The sequence below is a fragment of the Pseudomonas sp. PA-5-4B genome, assembly GCF_021606215.1.
Classification (GTDB): domain Bacteria; phylum Pseudomonadota; class Gammaproteobacteria; order Pseudomonadales; family Pseudomonadaceae; genus Aquipseudomonas; species Aquipseudomonas edaphica.
This window is the reverse complement of the sequence record NZ_WKDB01000075.1, coordinates 1-15,184: the sequence shown is the minus strand read 5'-3', so window position 1 is coordinate 15,184 and position 15,184 is coordinate 1. Positions and strand designations below refer to the sequence as shown.

The window sequence follows — 15,184 nt, the reverse complement described above, 5'->3', positions numbered from 1 at the left end:
GGCATTAGAAAGGAGAACGCCTCATGAAAACCGACCAACTGCGCACCCTGCAAACCTTGCGGGTACTGCGCGAACAACGTGCTGCCAGCCAGCTGGCCGCCCAGCAGCAACGCTGCGAGCAGACCCATGGCGTGTTGACCGATGCCAAGGAGCAACTGCGCCTGCACCGTGAGGCAATTGCCGAGGAAGCCCGTCAGGTGTACGCCTCGCTCACCGAGGGCTTGTCGGTAGCCAGTTGGCAGGCGGCTCAGGACCGTTTGCGTGGGTTGTCGGATGACCAGCAGCAGTTGGAAAACGACGTGAGCCACGTGTCCACCACCCTGCAAAGCCAGGAGCGTGAGCGCGACCTGTTCCGCCAGGAACGCCTGAGCCGCCAGCGTCAGTCCGATGCCTGGCAGAGCCTGCTGGAAGGGCGTGAAAGCGATGAGCGCCGCGTCGGTGAACTGCGTGATGAAGGCACCGGCACATGATTGCAGCCCTTGCCGACCCGCTGTCGCCTTGGCTGACGCACTACGACCCGGCCTTGCTGGCGCTGCATAACCAACTGCACCGGCGCCGCCGCGTCTGGCGGGGCCGCTGCGCCGGGCAAGACCTGCGCGTGAACTGGGCCGCTGAACCGCAGCCGCTTGATGCGGCACGCGAGGTGCTGCTGTTGCTTGGTCGCGCGCCAGTGCGTTTGCGGCTGTCGGCCGCCGCCTTAGAGCAGGTGTTGGTGCCGCTGGCGTTGCAGTTTGACGTGCAACTGCTGCCGGCGCTGCCGCGTGCATTGCTGCTGGAACTGGCGGTACTGGACCTGATCGAGCGTCTCGAACCGCTGCTGGGTCAGCCGCTGCAATTGCTCGAAGCGCCGCAAGACCAACAGCCTTATGCGCTGCACCTGGCGCTGGAATTGTCCTTCGCCAACCAGCCTGCCACGCACGCGCAACTGGACCTGAGCGAAGGCGCTGCCGTGTTGTTGGCGCAGTTGCTGGATCAACACGCCCAGCTTGAGCCGGACCCATTGCCCGACCTGCGCCAGAGCCTGGCGCTGCTGGCCGGGCAGCAGCACTTGAGCCTCGGTGAGCTGCGCAGCCTGCGCCCCGGCGATGTGCTGATGCTCGAACCCGGCCCGGGTTTGCTGCTGGAGCTGGCGGGTCGCCTGCAGGCCCGCTGCCAATACCAGGGTGAAGTCTTGCGCTTGCAGGAAGCCTTGCAAGCACCTCTTTTGCACATGGAGAACACGATGACTGATGTTGATGCGGCTGCGGCCCTGGATGATCTGCCGCTCAAACTGGTGTGCCAGGTCGGCAGCCTGGAATTGACCCTGGCGCAACTGCGTGAACTGGGCGCCGGCAGCTTGTTGCAGTTCAATACACCCGGCGTGGACAGCGTCGATTTGATGGTCAACGGGCGCCGCGTCGGCCAGGGCCAATTGGTGAAAATCGGTGACGGCCTGGGTGTGCGTCTGCTGAGTTTTGCCACCCCATGACCGGTTATCAGCCCAACCTGATCGAGATCATCCTGGTCGTTGCGACGATCGGGCTGATCCCGTTGGCGGTGGTGACACTCACCGGTTTCATGAAGATCTCGGTGGTGCTGTTCCTGATCCGCAACGCCCTCGGTGTGCAGCAGACCCCGCCGAACCTGGTGCTGTACGGCATCGCGCTGATCCTCTCGGTGTATGTGACCACGCCGTTGATTGGTGACATGTACCGGCAAGTGGAGGGCCGCGACCTTAATATCGAGCATGTGGAGCAGCTCAAGGATCTGGGCGATGCGCTGCGCCCGCCCTTGCAGGCACATTTGAAGCGCTTTGCGAACGAGTCCGAGCGCGGTTTTTTTGTGCAGGCCACCGAGACCATCTGGTCGCCGGAGGCGCGGGCCGACCTGCGCGACGATGACCTGGTGGTGTTGATTCCGGCGTTCGTCAGTTCGGAACTGACGCGGGCCTTCGAGATCGGCTTTTTGCTCTATATCCCGTTCCTGGTGGTGGACTTGCTGGTGTCCAACGTGCTGATGGCGATGGGCATGTCGATGGTTTCGCCGAATCTGATTTCGATCCCGCTGAAGATCTTTTTATTCGTGTCCTTGAGCGGCTGGTCGCGCTTGATGCACGGTTTGATTCTGAGTTACGGCTGAGGCACGACCCATGGGCCAGGATGTGTTCCTGTCATTGATGAAACAGGCACTGATGACGGTGCTGATGCTCTCGGCGCCGGCGCTGGGCGTGGCGATTATCGTGGGTTTGAGCGTAGGGCTGTTCCAGGCGCTGACGCAGATCCAGGACCAGACCCTGCCGCAGGTGGTAAAGCTGGTGGCGGTATTGCTGACCATCGTGTTTCTCGGCCCGGTATTGGCCGGGCAAGTCGCGGAACTGGGTGGCCAGGTGCTGGACAACTTCCCGATGTGGACGCGCTGACCGCCCATGGATGCCAGCCTGACCGCGCAGTTCCTGGAAGTCGCCTATCCGGTGATCAGTTCTGCCTCGCTCGCCGCCTGTCGAGCCATGGGCGTGGTGGTGATCACCCCGGCGTTCAACCGCCTGGGCCTCACCGGCATGATTCGCGGCTGTGTGGCCGTGGCGATTTCCATCCCGATGTTCTTTCCGGTGTTCGATGCGCTGACCCACATGCCCGAACACGGCAGCGTGTTTATCGCCGGCTTGTTGATCAAGGAGTTCCTGATCGGGATCCTGATCGGCTTGCTGTTCGGCATTCCGTTCTGGGCGGCGGAAGTGGCAGGGGAGTTGGTCGACCTGCAACGCGGCTCGACCATGGCGCAACTGGTGGACCCGCTGTCCACCGGGGAGTCGAGCGTGATGTCGACCTTGCTCACGGTGATGCTGATCACGCTGTTCTTTATGTCCGGCGGCTTTATCCTGATGGTCGACGGCTATTACCACAGCTATCAGTTATGGCCGGTAACCGCATTTACGCCGGTATTTGCCAGCTCGGCGTTGCTGGCGGTACTGTCGATCCTCGACCAGATCATGCGGGTTGGCGTGCTGATGGTCTCGCCGTTGCTGATCGCGTTGCTGGTCACCGACTTGATGCTTGCATACCTGTCGCGGATGGCGCCAAACCTGCATATTTTCGATTTGTCGCTGCCGGTGAAAAACCTGTTTTTTTCAATCCTGATGGTGATCTATATCGGCTTTTTGATCCCGCTGATGCTCGACCAACTGGCCGAGTTTCGTGGCACCGTCGAGCTGCTTAAAACCCTGGCGGGCATGGAGTAGCCCATGGCCGATACCAGCGAAGAGAAATCCCAGCCGGCCACGGACAAAAAGCTCAGCGACGCGCGCAAGAAAGGCCAGGTTGCCAAGAGCCAGGATCTGGTATCGGGCATGGTCATTCTGTTCTGCACCCTGTGCATCTCGATCCTGGCGCCACGGGCCATGGCCCAGGTGACGGCGCTGATCGACCTGACCGCGCAGATCTATATCGAACCATTCGCCAGCGTGTGGCCGCGGGTGCTGGACCATGCCGAGCAGTTGATCATCGGTATTACCTTGCCCGTGATGGCGGTGACCACCGGGGTGGTGATCCTGACCAATATCATCACCATGCGCGGCTTTGTGTTTTCGGTGGACCCGATCAAGCCGGAGTTCAAACGCATCAACCCGGCGGAGGGCATGAAGAAGATCTTCGCCCTGCGTAACCTGGTGGAGTTCATCAAAGGCCTGGTCAAGGTGCACGTGTTGGCGATTGCCTTCTACGTGGTTGGCAAGCACGCGCTGCAGGCGCTGATGGAGTCTTCGCGCTGTGGCGCCGAATGCATGGAATCGACGTTTTTCCTGGTGCTCAAGCCGCTGGTGTTTACCGTGCTGTGCGCCTTTATCACCGTGGGCGCGGTGGACGTGCTGATGCAGCGTTGGCTGTTCGGCCGCGACATGAAAATGACCCGCAGCGAAACCAAACGCGAACGCAAGGACATCGACGGCGACCCGCTGATCAAGAGCGAGCGCCGGCGCCAGCGCAATGAAATGCAGGCGTTGGCGACCAAACTGGGGTTGGGCCGAGCGTCGATGATGATCGGCACTACCGATGGCTGGGTGATTGGCGTGCGGTATGTGCGCGGTGAAACGCCGGTGCCAGTGATTGTGTGCCGGGCGGCGCCGGAGGAGGCGTTGCTGATGTTGCAGGAGGCTTATGATTTAGGCATCCCGCATGCGCCGGACCGGGCCTTGGCGGCGGAGATTGCGCGCAGAACCGTACCCGGTGACCCGGTGCCCGACGCCTCATTCCAGGCCGTGGCGGATTGGCTGGTCGCCGCCCGCCTGATCTGACCCAACACACCACTCAGCCGTTACCCAAATGACGGATATATACCCACCCCATCACCGATGCTGAAACCGCGGCAACGCAGCAATCCGCAACTTAGGTTCCTGCAACCGCGCCAAGTCAGCAGCAATCTGCGCCCGCCAAAAATGCGCCCCCGCCAACTGCGCATCCACCCACGCCTGGCGCAGCAGCACCTTGGCCTTGTCAACCGAACCATAGTGACCTTGGCGCAAGATCAGTTGCGCCTTGATCCGCAACATCTGCGGCACAAACCAGCGTTCATGATGGCCAATCGCCAATTGCAGCGTATCTTCCAACACCTCCAAAGCCAGTTTTTCCAGGCCCAGGCGCGCCAGGCCCAAGGCGTATTCACAGCGCAGCAGGCTGTAGAGCTGGCTGTCGCCCTGGCTTTGCAGGTGTTGCAAGGCTTCACCCAGTTGCGGCACGCCCGTTTCCGGTGAGCCCTCGCGGATCAGCAGGATGTTCTCGAAGCACAGGCGAAATTGCCGCCAGATCGGCAAGTCCTGGAGCGTAGTGCTGCTTTGCAGCAGGCCCAGGTAATAGCGCACCTGCGGCAGGTTGGACGCCAACAGCGCCAGCGGCAGTGCGCCCAGGCACAGGGTGTACCAGAGGGTGGCGGGGTGGTCGAGGCTGATGGCATCGTCGACGCAGCTGGCGATCAGGCGCAGCGCCGGGTCGACGTCGCCTTCGAGCAATTGCACCTTGGCCTTGAGACAACGGGCGGCAATGCGTTGGTCAAAATGCACGTCGATGATGTGCGAGCGCGGTGCCGACGGCGAGCCAAGCGCTTCATCGATGTTTTGCCGCGCGCCCAGCAGGTCGCCCATATGAAACAGCGCCACGGCGCGCATGCGTTTGCCGAGCAATTGCTGATTACCGCCGCTGTTGAGGGCGATATAACGCTCGGCCAGTTCCAGGGCTTCAGTGTATTGGTTGCAGCCGCAGCGGTCGGTCCACAGGCCCCACAAGGCGCGCATTTTGTGTTCGGCATCGCCCAGGTCGCGGGCATCTTCGCGGACTTGGCGCCAGGCTTCGCGCATTTCCGCGCCGGTGCCGTAGGTCAGCATCAGCACGCTGGCCAGGGCGGTTTGCAGCAGCATGCGCTGACGCACGGCCAAGGGTGCAACGGCGTCGCTGGCCAGGCCCTTGTCGACCCAGGTTCGGCATTCACTGACCCGCGACAGGCGCAACCATAACGGCACGCCGCCCAGGGTCAGTTCGATGGCCAGGGGCAGCTCGCCGCTGGCGGAATAGGCCCAGTCCAGAGCCGAGCGAATGGTGCTGCTTTCGGGGCCGTAGAGGGCGATCCAGGTGTCTGGCGACAGGCCGTCCAGGGTTTGCCCGGCTTCTTGCAATACGCCGAGGGCATAGTGGGCGTGGCGTCGGCTGGTGGCATTGACTTCGCCGTGTTCTTCGAGCTTTTCCAGGGCATAGGCGCGGGTGGTTTCCAGCAGGCGATAGCGTTTGAGCAACTGCGCCTCACCGGCGATCAGCAGCGATTTGTCCATCAGGCTTTCGAGCAACGGCAGGGCGTTGCGTGGGTCCAGGCTGCTGCTGGCGGTCATGGCCTTGACCGCATCCAGGGTGAAGGAGCCAGTGAACACCGCCAGTTGACGCAACATGGCCTGCTCGTCACCACTGAGCATCGAGTAGGTCCAGTCCAGCGTGGCACTGAGTGTGCGATGGCGGGCGAGGGCGGTGCGTCGGCCGGTCATTTGCAGGCGGAAACTGCCGTCAAGCAGGCCGACCAGGTCCTGGACGCCAAAGGTCCGTACCCGGGCCGCGGCGATTTCGATGGCGAGCGCGTTGCTGTCGAGTTTGCGGCAGATGGCGCAGACGGCTGCCACGTCGGTGTCGTTGAACACAAAGTCGGGGTCGAGGGCGCGCACGCGCTCGACAAACAGGCGCACGCCGGACCAGGCCATTGCCTCGCTGGCGTTGAGGCGGGTGCCATCGTCGGGCACTTCCAGTGGCGCCAAGTCATGCACCCGCTCACCGTCGGCGCGCAGTGGTTCGCGGCTGGTGGTCAGTACATAACATTGTGGGGCGCAGCGCAGCAGGGTCTCCACCGCGTCGGCGGCGGCCGGCAGTACGTGTTCGCAGTTGTCCAGTACCAGCAGCAGACGGCGTTCGGCCAAGGCGGCGGCGATGGTCGGCAGCGGTTCAGTGCTGACGGTCTGGATCCCCAGGGCGCTGGCGAGCATACCGGCCACCCATTGCCCGCTGGTGGCGGGCGCCAGGTCGACGAAGCAGGTGTCGAGCTTGGATTCATGCGCCAGCCGCTGCGCCACGGCGGTGGCCACGGTCGTCTTGCCGATGCCGCCGGGGCCGGTGAGGGTGACGAAGCGCTGGCTGAGCAACTGCTCGGCAAGGCTTGAAATCAAGCTGTCGCGGCCGATGACCTCGCAGGACGGCACTGGCGGCGCGGGCTCCTCGGTGCGTGCGCAGAGCACCGGCAGGCTTTCTTCGCCGGCGGTTTGCACGGTCACCGGCGCCACAAAGCGATAACCACGCCCCGGCACGGTGACGATATAGCTGAAGTTGCCATCGTCGCCCAGTGCCCGGCGCAATGCGACGATCTGTGCACGCAGGTTGCATTCCTCCACCACCACCTTGGGCCAGGCGAAGGCGATCAACTCGGTCTTCTCCAGCAATTCACCGGCGCGGGTCGCCAGGGCGATCAACAGGTAGAGGGCGCGACTCCCCAGGCTGACCGGCTCGCCGTTACGCAGCAGCACGTGCTGCCTGGCCAGTAACAGGAAGGGGCCAAAGCCCAGGACATTCTCGGCGGCTGCCGGGGTCGGGTGATCGGCGTCCATCAAGGACACCGCGTGGTTCTTGCTCGAGCTCATCAAATCGTCCTTTTTATAGTCGGGCTTGTTATTGGCGATCAGGCCATTCGCCCTTTTTGGGGTACAGATGTGCAGCAGCAGTCTTGGAAAGTTGATGTCGATCAAAACGTCGGAAAGGCCGCCCTCCTTTGGGGCGTAGTCGTTGTTATGGGCGTATCACAGCGCATGTCTCGGAGGATGAGACTGTCGCAAAGCTGAAACATTTTATTACCAGAAACCCTGATAAAGCAGAATGTATGCCAGTTGGCATGTACCAAAGATGACAACAACCATATGAAATTTATGGTGATTTTTAGGGTCGTTGGCGACCAGCGAATGCCTTCGTTCGGAAACACGAATATTTCTAATTGTGTCGTTCGGGATGCCGACTAAAACGCTGGCGATTTGGCGGTGGTTTATTGGCTTTGTATTACAAAGTATCCCCGCACCACCTTGATACATCGGCATGACGTTCTGGCGTGTCGGCGACACAGAGCGGATACACGCCTGGCTTTAACTCTGTTCACCAGCTGGCGCAGGCGGTCACCCACCGCCACACGCGCCCTGGCCACACTCAGTCAAGCCAGGAGATCCACCGATGAAGCGACCCTACGCGGCCCTTGCGGCCACTTTCGCCCTGTCCCTCAGCGCCTTTGCGGCGATGGCCCATGCCGACGACGCCAAGCCCCAGGAAAAATGCTTCGGCGTCGCCCTCGCCGGTGCCAACGACTGCGCTGCCGGTAAAGGCACCTCGTGCGCCGGTACCGCCACCGCCGATTACCAGGGCAACGCCTGGGTATTGGTCGACAAGGGCACCTGCACCCAGATCAAGACGCCCAAAGGCTTCGGCAGCCTGACGGAACAGCCGTGATCCAGCGCCTGTTGCCCCAAGCGCTGCTGTTGCTGGTGGCCCGGCTGGGCATCGCAGCGGTGTTCTTCCTGTCGGGACGCACCAAGGTCAGCGGATTTATGAGCCTCAAACCGTCGACCTACACCTTGTTCCGTTCGGAATACGCCTTGCCGCTGATCCCGTCGGACTGGGCCGCGCACCTGGCGACCTACGCCGAACACCTGTTTCCGCTGTTGCTGCTAGTGGGCCTGTTGACGCGCCCGGCGGCCGCCGCGCTGCTGGGCATGACCCTGGTGATCGAGGTGTTCGTATACCCCGAGGCCTGGCCGACGCACCTGACCTGGGCGGGCCTGTTGCTGCCGCTGCTGGCCTATGGCGGCGGGGCGTGGTCGCTGGATCGCCGGCTGTTCGGCAAACCTTAACAACCCTGATGGAGATACCCGATGCGCATGCTTTCTTCTTTGGCCATGGCCATGGCCCTGACTGTCCCCGTGCTGGCCCAGGCGGCCGATACACCGCAGCCCGGCACCGGCAAAAGTGTGGTGATCGTGCCCGGCTCGTTTGTCGACGGTTCCGGCTGGCGTGTGGTGCACGACATCCTGATTCACAAGGGCTACAAGGTCACCGTGGTGCACCAGGGCCACGAAAACCTCGCGGCGGATGTGGCCGAGGCACGTGAAGTGCTGGAGCAACAAGTCGGCCCCGTGGTGTTGGTGGGCCACAGTTCCGGTGGCGCGGTGATCTCGATTGCCGGCGACCGCGACAAGGTCAAGTCGATGGTCTACGTCTCGGCGCTGCAGCCGGAAGTGGGCGAGAACATGGCCCAGTTGATCGGCTCGATGCCGGCGCCCAGCGATGACATCAAGCAGAGCCGCGACGGCCACCTGTTCTTTGATCGCAGCAAATACAACGCCGATTTTGCCGCCGACCTGACCCCCAACCGCACCGACTTCATGGCCGCCTCCCAAGTGCCGGCTACCACCGCCTTGTTCGGCGGCACCGTGTGGGCGGCGGCGTGGCACAAAAAGCCGACGTATGCCGTGGTGTCCACCGAAGACCGTGCGCTGAGCCCCGCGCTGCAACGCTGGATGTACCAGCGCGCGGGTTCCAAGGTCACCGAAATCAAGGCTAGCCACTTGGTGTACATCTCCCAGCCTGAGGCTGTGGCGAAGGTCATCGAAGACGCGGCTTCCGTTATCAAATAATCCCTCTCTCCCCACACAAGACCTCAAAAGGAAATAACCATGAACACAGCACTTAAATCCCGTCTGAGCCTCGCCGCTGCCGCCGCCCTGATTGCCATGGCGTCGGCGTCATTCGCCAGTGCCGCCAGCGCCGCCGACCAGCAGGAAAAGCCCGGCCGCTGCTACGGCGTCAACAGTTGCAAGGGCGAAAGCCTGTGCGCCACCGCCAAGCACGACTGCAAGGGCCTTAACAGCTGCAAGGGCGAGGGCGTGATCGTCAAGACGCCGTCTGAATGCCTCAAGGCCGGTGGCACGTTGACTGAGCCGAAATAACGCCTTCCTGTGGCGAGCAAGCTTGCTTGTGCAACGCCTCCAGAAACGGGCGACTGCTGCGCAGCCGAGCGGGAGCAAGCTCCCTCGCCACAGTTTTTGCTGGAGTACCGATGATGCCGACATTTAACCCGCGCTTTTCCGGCTATGGCCTGGGGCTGCGCAAGGAGCATTACTGCGACTTCCTGGAAACCTTGGTGCCCGTGGATTTTGTCGAAGTGATTTCTGAGAATTTTATGGTCGCAGGTGGGCAACCACGGCACATCCTGCGCCAGATTCGCGAGCGTTACCCGGTGGCGCTGCACGGGGTGTCGATGTCGATCGGCACGGCCGAAGGGCTGGACCCGGAGTACCTGCGGCGTCTCAAAGCGCTGGTGGATGAGGTGGAGCCGCTGTTTGTCTCCGACCACCTGAGTTGGTCGCGCAGCGGGGGGTTCAATGCCCACGATTTGTTGCCGGTGCCCTATACGGACGAGGCTCTGGACCGCGTTTGCGCCAATATCCACCAGGCCCAGGAGGTGTTGGGCCGCACGCTGCTGGTGGAAAACCCGTCCAGCTACCTGGCGTTTGACGGTGCCAGCATGAGCGAATGCGCATTTATCGCCGCCATGGCCGAGCGCACGGGGTGCGAGTTGTTACTGGACATCAATAATGTGTTTGTCAGTGCCAGCAATCATGGCTTTGATGCCCTGGCCTTTCTCGAAGGCATTCCCGCTGAGCGCGTGCGCCAGATTCACTTGGCCGGCCATAGCCAGGGCCGTGAGCTGTTGATCGACAGCCACGACAGCCCGGTGTGCAGCGGGGTTTGGGCGTTGTATGCCAAGGCTGTCGGGTTGCTCGGGCCGGTGGCCACGATGATTGAGCGCGATGATGCCATCCCGCCGCTGGCCGAATTGCTTGAGGAGCTGTCAATGGCGCGGGCTTTGGGGCTGGCGCAATGAACCTGGCGCAGTGGCAGCAGGCATTTCACACGTGGCTGGTGAGTGCGTCGGATGATTCGGCCCGACTGTTGGGCGACCGGCACGCAGGCCTGGCGGTGTACCAGAACAACTATCGCGCGCAGCTGGTGGGTTGCCTGGAACAGGCGTTTCCGATTGTGCGACGTTGGCTGGGAGAGGAGGCGTTTCTGGCGGCCAGCATTACCCATATCGACCAGCAACCCCCGCATGCCTGGACCCTGGATGCGTATCCCGAAGGGTTTTACGCGACCTTGAAGACCGTATTGCCGAATAACCCGGATGTGCATGAACTGGCCTGGATCGAGTCGGCGCTGAATGAGGCGTTTGTCGCCGCCGATGCGACGCCCTTGCCGTTGCAAGCCCTGGCCGAGCTGGATTGGGACAGCGCCGTTTTGCGCCTGACGCCGTCGTTGCGCTGCCATGGGCTGACTACCAATGCTGAGGCTATCTGGTCGGCACTGTGGCAAGACGCGCTTGCGCCGCAGGCAATGATGCTGGAACAGGCAGGTGGATTGTTAGTGTGGCGGCGTCAGTACACCTCACGTTTACGTCAGGTCAGTGCGTTGGAGCTTGAGGCCGTGTTGCACCTGCAGGCCGACGGCAGCTTTGCCGGGCTGTGCGAGTTTCTGGTGGCGCGCCTGGGTGAAGAGGCGGGAGTGGCCCAGGCCGGTGAATACCTGGCCGGGTGGTTAGGCAGTGAGTTGATCGTTGACCCTGTGGCGAGCGGGCTTGCCCCGCGTTGGAGTGCGAAGCACTCCCAGTGAAGCCACCTCGGGTATTCCTGACGGACCTGGTCAGCCAGGTTTTGGGGCCGCTTCGCAGCCCAACGCGGGGCAAGCCCGCTCGCCACAACAAGCCAGTTCTCCACTACAGCCCCGTTCGCAGCGAAGGTCTGGATAGTCTTAGCCATCCAAACATGAAAATTCGGACAGCCAGGTAATCGGCCACTGAAAAAAATTCGCGCAACCCTTAATCTAAGGGCCTTTGTCACCTGTGCGGATTGTTCATGTCTTCTGTTGCCGATGGGCTGCCTTCCAATAAACGCTTGCCGGCGGTGATCGCCTTGTCTTTGGGCATTGGCATGGCAACCCTGGACACCGCCATTGTCAATACGGCGCTGCCGACGCTGGCACAAGGTATCGGCACTGATTCGGCCTCGGTGATCTGGGTGGTGAACGCCTACCAGTTGGCGATTATCGCCACGGTGCTGCCGTTCGCGTCGCTCAGTGATGTGCTCGGCCACCGGCGCGTGTACCTCGGCGGCTTGCTGCTGTTTATTGTCTCGTCGCTGTTTTGCGGGTTGGCCGGTTCTTTGCTCACCCTGACTGCCGCGCGGGTGGCCCAAGGGCTCGGGGCGGCGGCGGTGATGAGTGTCAACACGGCGTTGTTGCGGCATATCTACCCGTCAAAAATGCTCGGGCGCGGCCTGGGCTATAACTCGCTGGTGGTGGGGTTGGCCTTCACGCTGGGGCCGACCGCCGCGTCGGCGATTCTGTCGGTGGCGAGCTGGCATTGGCTGTACCTGATCAACGTGCCGCTGGGGCTGCTGGCCCTGGGGCTGGGCCTGCGGTCATTGCCGACACTGCCGTTGACCGGTCACGCGTTCGATCGGTTTTCGGCGCTGTTGTGTGCTGGTCTGTTCGCGCTGTTGGTGCTGGGGCTGGGCACGGCGGTGCATGGCGCCCAAGGCACACTGACCCTCGGTTTGATTGCGCTGGCGATGGTGTGCGGCGCATTGCTGTTGCGCCGTGAAGCCGGTCACCCGGCGCCGATGCTGGCCGTGGACTTGTTCAAGCGCCCGGTGTTTGCGCTGTCTTCTCTCACGGCCATCTGTGCGTTCAGCGCCCAGGGCCTGGCCTTTGTATCGCTGCCGTTTCTGTTGCAGGCGGTGCTGGGGCACAGCCAGGTGGCAACCGGTTTTTTGATGACGCCGTGGCCTGCCGTGGTGGCGGTGATGGCCCTGGTGGCGGGGCGGCTGGCGGATCGTGTGTCGCTGGGCCTGTTGTGCGGCATCGGTTTGCTGATGCTCAGCGCGGGCATGGCGGCGTTGGCGACCTTGGGCAGCGGCGCCAGCGCCTTCGATATTGGCTGGCGCATGGCCTTGTGCGGAGCCGGTTTCGGTTTTTTCCAGTCACCCAACCTCAAGGCGATCATGACCAGCGCGCCGTTGGCCCGCAGCGGTGGGGCCAGTGGCATCGTCGCGATTTCACGCTTGCTGGGGCAAACGCTGGGGGCGTCGTTGGTGGCGTTCTGCTTTCACCTCTCCCTGGGCAGCGGCCCGCAATACGCGCTGTGGCTGGGCTGTGGGTTTGCGCTGGTGGGCAGTGTGGCCAGTGGGCTGCGCTTGTTGCCGTATAAACACAAGGTTTAGCCCTTGTAAAACACGCGGCGGCAACGCTAACGTGGCGGCCTGAATATTTCGGGATGTTTCAGATTTATGTCCAGCCTGGCTCTACGCACTGCTGATACCACCTCCCGACGTGCCGCACTGACCCTCGCGTTATGCCTGCCCAGTGATGTGTTGCTCTACTTGCTGCTGCCCATGGAATCCCAGGCCTTTGGCATCACCCTGGCCCAGGCCGGGGTGTTGCTCGCAGCCAACCGCCTGGTGCGGATTTTCGGCTACCGCCATGTGTTGAATTTCTACGCCCGTAATGGCGACCGGCTGACCTGCATGATCGCCGCGGGTGCCGCCACGGTGTGCGCCTTGGGCAACTCGATGCTGTCAGGTTTTGCCGCTTTGTTGGGGCTGCGGCTGATCTGGGGCCTGTGTTTTGCCGCGCTGAACCTGTCGACCCAAGTGTTGGCTACCTCTGAGCCTGCGGGCGCGGCGCGCAGGGCAGGGCGCTCCAGGGCGGTGATCGCCCTCGGGCCGATGCTGGCGCTGCCGCTGGGGGGCTGGCTGACCCTGTGGGCCGGGCCGCGACCTATCTTCATGATTCTGGCCGGCTGCTGCCTGGCGGGCGTGTGGGTGGCACGTGGTTTGCCGACCGCTGGGCATGATTTGCACAGCACCGGGCGCCGCTTCAAGTGGCCGGACAGCGTGGCGGTGTGGTCGTTTATCGAAGGCGTGGCGTTGGACGGGCTGTTTATCTTTGGCCTGTCGATCCAGGCGCAGAAGATTCTTGGCGGCGATGCGGTACTGATCGCCGGCGGCCTGATGGCACTGCGCTATGCCTCGGAGATGCTCCTGAGCCCGCTGGGTGGGCGTGCGGCGCAGCGTTTTGGTGCCACCTCGATGCTGCTGTTGTTTTCGTTCTTGAGTGCCTTGGCGCTGACGGCATTTGGCAGTTATTGGGTGATCGTCGGCGCGGCCGCGGTACTGGTGTTGCGCGCCTTGCAATTGCCGTTGGTGACCACTTTGGTGGCTGAGCGCAACCCTGGTTCGATGCGCGTTTCGGCCCTGGCCTCCAACGCGGTGTGGCGCGATGTCGGCGCTGGCCTTGGGCCGCTGATGGCGGGGTTGCTGCTACCGGTGGCGTCGGCGCCGTGGGTGTTCGGTCTGGCAGGCGCGGCGATTGCCGTCAGCGCCGTGTTCTGCTGGCGCGCGAAGGTTTCCAACTGATTATGGTTTTTTGAAGCCTTCCAGCCAGGCGGGGTCGAAGCGGGTTTGTTCGGTGTCGATGCCCAGTGCCTGCATTTTCGCCCTATGCGCTTCCATCTCGCCGACCAGTTGCGCCTGGGCGCTGGAGTTGGCGTCCAGGTCATGCATCTGCGTCAGGCCCAAGTGGTAAAAACGCAGCACTTTGAGGGCAGTGGGGTCGTTGGCCTGTGCGCGGTCCTTGAGGGTGTGCATCACATTGGTCACGCGCATCAGGTTGCGCTTGAGCTGCCAGCCGTACACTGCAGGCGCCAGCCATGGTTGGGTCCAAAATGGGCCGCGCACCAGGGCGACGGTGATCAGCACCCCGGCGAATACGCCGCCGATGTTGAAACGCAAATTATCGCCGCCGGGTTCGCCGAACAGCATCACCGCCAGGGTTGATAGCAGCATGGCCAGGGCCATGAACAGCACGGCGATGATCAGCGTGCTGCGGCGGGTTTGTTGGCGGAAGGTTGCGGGGTCGCAGGGTTTGAGCTCGAACATCCGGGTCAGGTCTCAAGAAAGGCGGGGTGGCATCTTCGCATGCTTTGGGCAAACAAGTTGAACGATGGCTTGGGGTGGTTTCTCTAAATCCGTGTAGCCCTTTTGAGGTAAGCCATCATGTCTGAGTACAAGCAACCGCCGCCGGGTACACCTGACCCTGACCGTACGCCGGGAGAGGAGGAGCGTGACAACGATGCGTTGCGGCCTAATGACCCGGCCGAGCGTCAGGACGAAGATGATGTGGAGCGGGTTGAGGAAGACCTGGAAAACCTGCATGACAGGGCGCGCCCGCTATAGGTTCAGGAGGTGACTGTGAGTAATCATCCGAAAGGCCCGGGTTCGGGCGAGCATGCCAGCGGCGAGAATGAATTGGGGTTTGATCCGGATTCGCCTGATGTGTCGGACCCGCAGGTTGATCCTGTTGGGCCGGCGATTGCGCCGTTGGATAAGGACAAGGAGCAGCGGAAAAAGGTGGATTATGATCCGTTGGGGGATCTTAAGAAGCCTGGGTGATGTTGGCGCTTTTGGTGTACATATCCGTTGCTGCGGTAACGGCGGCTTATGGTTCCGCTCTTACAGCGGGTCACTTTTGGCAAACGCCCGGAATGCCGGCCCAGCCAAAAGTAACCAAAAGGTCTTCGCCCCACCACTCGGCACCTC

The 15,184-nt window shown here is 62.4% G+C and carries 18 protein-coding genes; 16 read left to right on the top strand and 2 right to left on the bottom strand.

Features of this window, described 5'->3' with window-relative positions:
• Positions 1–23 precede the first annotated feature (23 nt).
• Genes GIW28_RS26115 through GIW28_RS26090 form a run of 6 tightly spaced genes read left to right on the top strand, consistent with a single transcriptional unit; the run spans position 24 to position 4,267 of the window.
• The gene (locus GIW28_RS26115; RefSeq protein ID WP_017137578.1) at positions 24–470 is read left to right on the top strand and encodes a hypothetical protein; all 447 of its coding nucleotides are present in this window, start codon (positions 24–26) and stop codon (positions 468–470) included.
• On the top strand, positions 467–1,468 hold the full coding sequence (gene sctQ / locus GIW28_RS26110; protein ID WP_138452833.1) for a type III secretion system cytoplasmic ring protein SctQ: 1,002 nt from the start codon (positions 467–469) through the stop codon (positions 1,466–1,468). The genes GIW28_RS26115 and sctQ overlap by 4 nt, the downstream gene beginning before the upstream one ends.
• On the top strand, positions 1,465–2,118 hold the full coding sequence (gene sctR / locus GIW28_RS26105) for a type III secretion system export apparatus subunit SctR (protein ID WP_017137580.1): 654 nt from the start codon (positions 1,465–1,467) through the stop codon (positions 2,116–2,118). Before sctQ ends, sctR begins: the two co-directional genes overlap by 4 nt.
• Positions 2,119–2,128: 10 nt before the next feature.
• Positions 2,129–2,398, top strand: a complete 270-nt coding sequence (locus GIW28_RS26100) for an EscS/YscS/HrcS family type III secretion system export apparatus protein (protein WP_016969171.1) — start codon at positions 2,129–2,131, stop codon at positions 2,396–2,398.
• Between the two features lie 6 nt (positions 2,399–2,404).
• Positions 2,405–3,217, top strand: coding sequence for a type III secretion system export apparatus subunit SctT (gene sctT, locus GIW28_RS26095; RefSeq protein ID WP_200434296.1), 813 nt, complete (start codon positions 2,405–2,407; stop codon positions 3,215–3,217).
• A 3-nt stretch (positions 3,218–3,220) separates the two neighbouring features.
• Positions 3,221–4,267, top strand: coding sequence for an EscU/YscU/HrcU family type III secretion system export apparatus switch protein (locus tag GIW28_RS26090; protein ID WP_017137581.1), 1,047 nt, complete (start codon positions 3,221–3,223; stop codon positions 4,265–4,267).
• A gap of 51 nt (positions 4,268–4,318) precedes the next feature.
• Here the strand turns inward: GIW28_RS26090 and GIW28_RS26085 are convergent, their stop codons facing one another.
• On the bottom strand, positions 4,319–7,135 hold the full coding sequence (locus GIW28_RS26085; protein WP_050547744.1) for an ATP-binding protein: 2,817 nt from the start codon (positions 7,133–7,135) through the stop codon (positions 4,319–4,321).
• A gap of 577 nt (positions 7,136–7,712) precedes the next feature.
• On the opposite strand from GIW28_RS26085, the gene GIW28_RS26080 reads away from it, so the two are divergent.
• The 8 genes from GIW28_RS26080 to GIW28_RS26045 all read left to right on the top strand — a co-directional run bounded on the left by GIW28_RS26080 (position 7,713) and on the right by GIW28_RS26045 (position 14,002).
• Complete coding sequence (locus GIW28_RS26080) at positions 7,713–7,985, top strand: BufA1 family periplasmic bufferin-type metallophore (protein ID WP_017137583.1); 273 nt, start codon at positions 7,713–7,715, stop codon at positions 7,983–7,985.
• Positions 7,982–8,386, top strand: coding sequence for a DoxX family protein (locus GIW28_RS26075; protein ID WP_017137584.1), 405 nt, complete (start codon positions 7,982–7,984; stop codon positions 8,384–8,386). Before GIW28_RS26080 ends, GIW28_RS26075 begins: the two co-directional genes overlap by 4 nt.
• Positions 8,387–8,407: 21 nt before the next feature.
• A complete protein-coding gene (locus GIW28_RS26070) occupies positions 8,408–9,169 on the top strand; it encodes an alpha/beta fold hydrolase (RefSeq protein WP_017137585.1) in 762 nt (253 codons plus the stop codon).
• Positions 9,170–9,208: 39 nt separating this feature from the next.
• Positions 9,209–9,481, top strand: coding sequence for a BufA2 family periplasmic bufferin-type metallophore (gene bufA2, locus GIW28_RS26065; RefSeq protein WP_017137586.1), 273 nt, complete (start codon positions 9,209–9,211; stop codon positions 9,479–9,481).
• A gap of 113 nt (positions 9,482–9,594) precedes the next feature.
• Positions 9,595–10,419 carry an MNIO family bufferin maturase gene (gene bufB, locus GIW28_RS26060; protein ID WP_169988249.1) on the top strand — a complete coding sequence of 275 codons (825 nt, stop codon included), beginning with the start codon at positions 9,595–9,597 and terminating at the stop codon, positions 10,417–10,419.
• Positions 10,416–11,201, top strand: coding sequence for an HvfC/BufC N-terminal domain-containing protein (locus tag GIW28_RS26055; RefSeq protein ID WP_176991514.1), 786 nt, complete (start codon positions 10,416–10,418; stop codon positions 11,199–11,201). The genes bufB and GIW28_RS26055 overlap by 4 nt, the downstream gene beginning before the upstream one ends.
• Positions 11,202–11,443: 242 nt before the next feature.
• A complete protein-coding gene (locus GIW28_RS26050; RefSeq protein WP_099550509.1) occupies positions 11,444–12,808 on the top strand; it encodes an MFS transporter in 1,365 nt (454 codons plus the stop codon).
• Between the two features lie 66 nt (positions 12,809–12,874).
• Entirely contained in the window at positions 12,875–14,002 is a 1,128-nt protein-coding gene (locus tag GIW28_RS26045; protein ID WP_017137590.1) for an MFS transporter, read from the top strand.
• Here the strand turns inward: GIW28_RS26045 and GIW28_RS26040 are convergent, their stop codons facing one another.
• Positions 14,003–14,524 carry a DUF3087 domain-containing protein gene (locus GIW28_RS26040; RefSeq protein WP_099550508.1) on the bottom strand — a complete coding sequence of 174 codons (522 nt, stop codon included), beginning with the start codon at positions 14,522–14,524 and terminating at the stop codon, positions 14,003–14,005.
• A 117-nt stretch (positions 14,525–14,641) separates the two neighbouring features.
• Between GIW28_RS26040 and GIW28_RS26035 the strand changes: the two genes are divergently transcribed.
• Both GIW28_RS26035 and GIW28_RS26030 read left to right on the top strand, forming a co-directional pair.
• A complete protein-coding gene (locus GIW28_RS26035; RefSeq protein WP_099550507.1) occupies positions 14,642–14,821 on the top strand; it encodes a hypothetical protein in 180 nt (59 codons plus the stop codon).
• Positions 14,822–14,836: 15 nt separating this feature from the next.
• Complete coding sequence (locus GIW28_RS26030; protein ID WP_017137593.1) at positions 14,837–15,037, top strand: DUF6021 family protein; 201 nt, start codon at positions 14,837–14,839, stop codon at positions 15,035–15,037.
• The last annotated feature ends 147 nt before the right edge of the window (positions 15,038–15,184 follow it).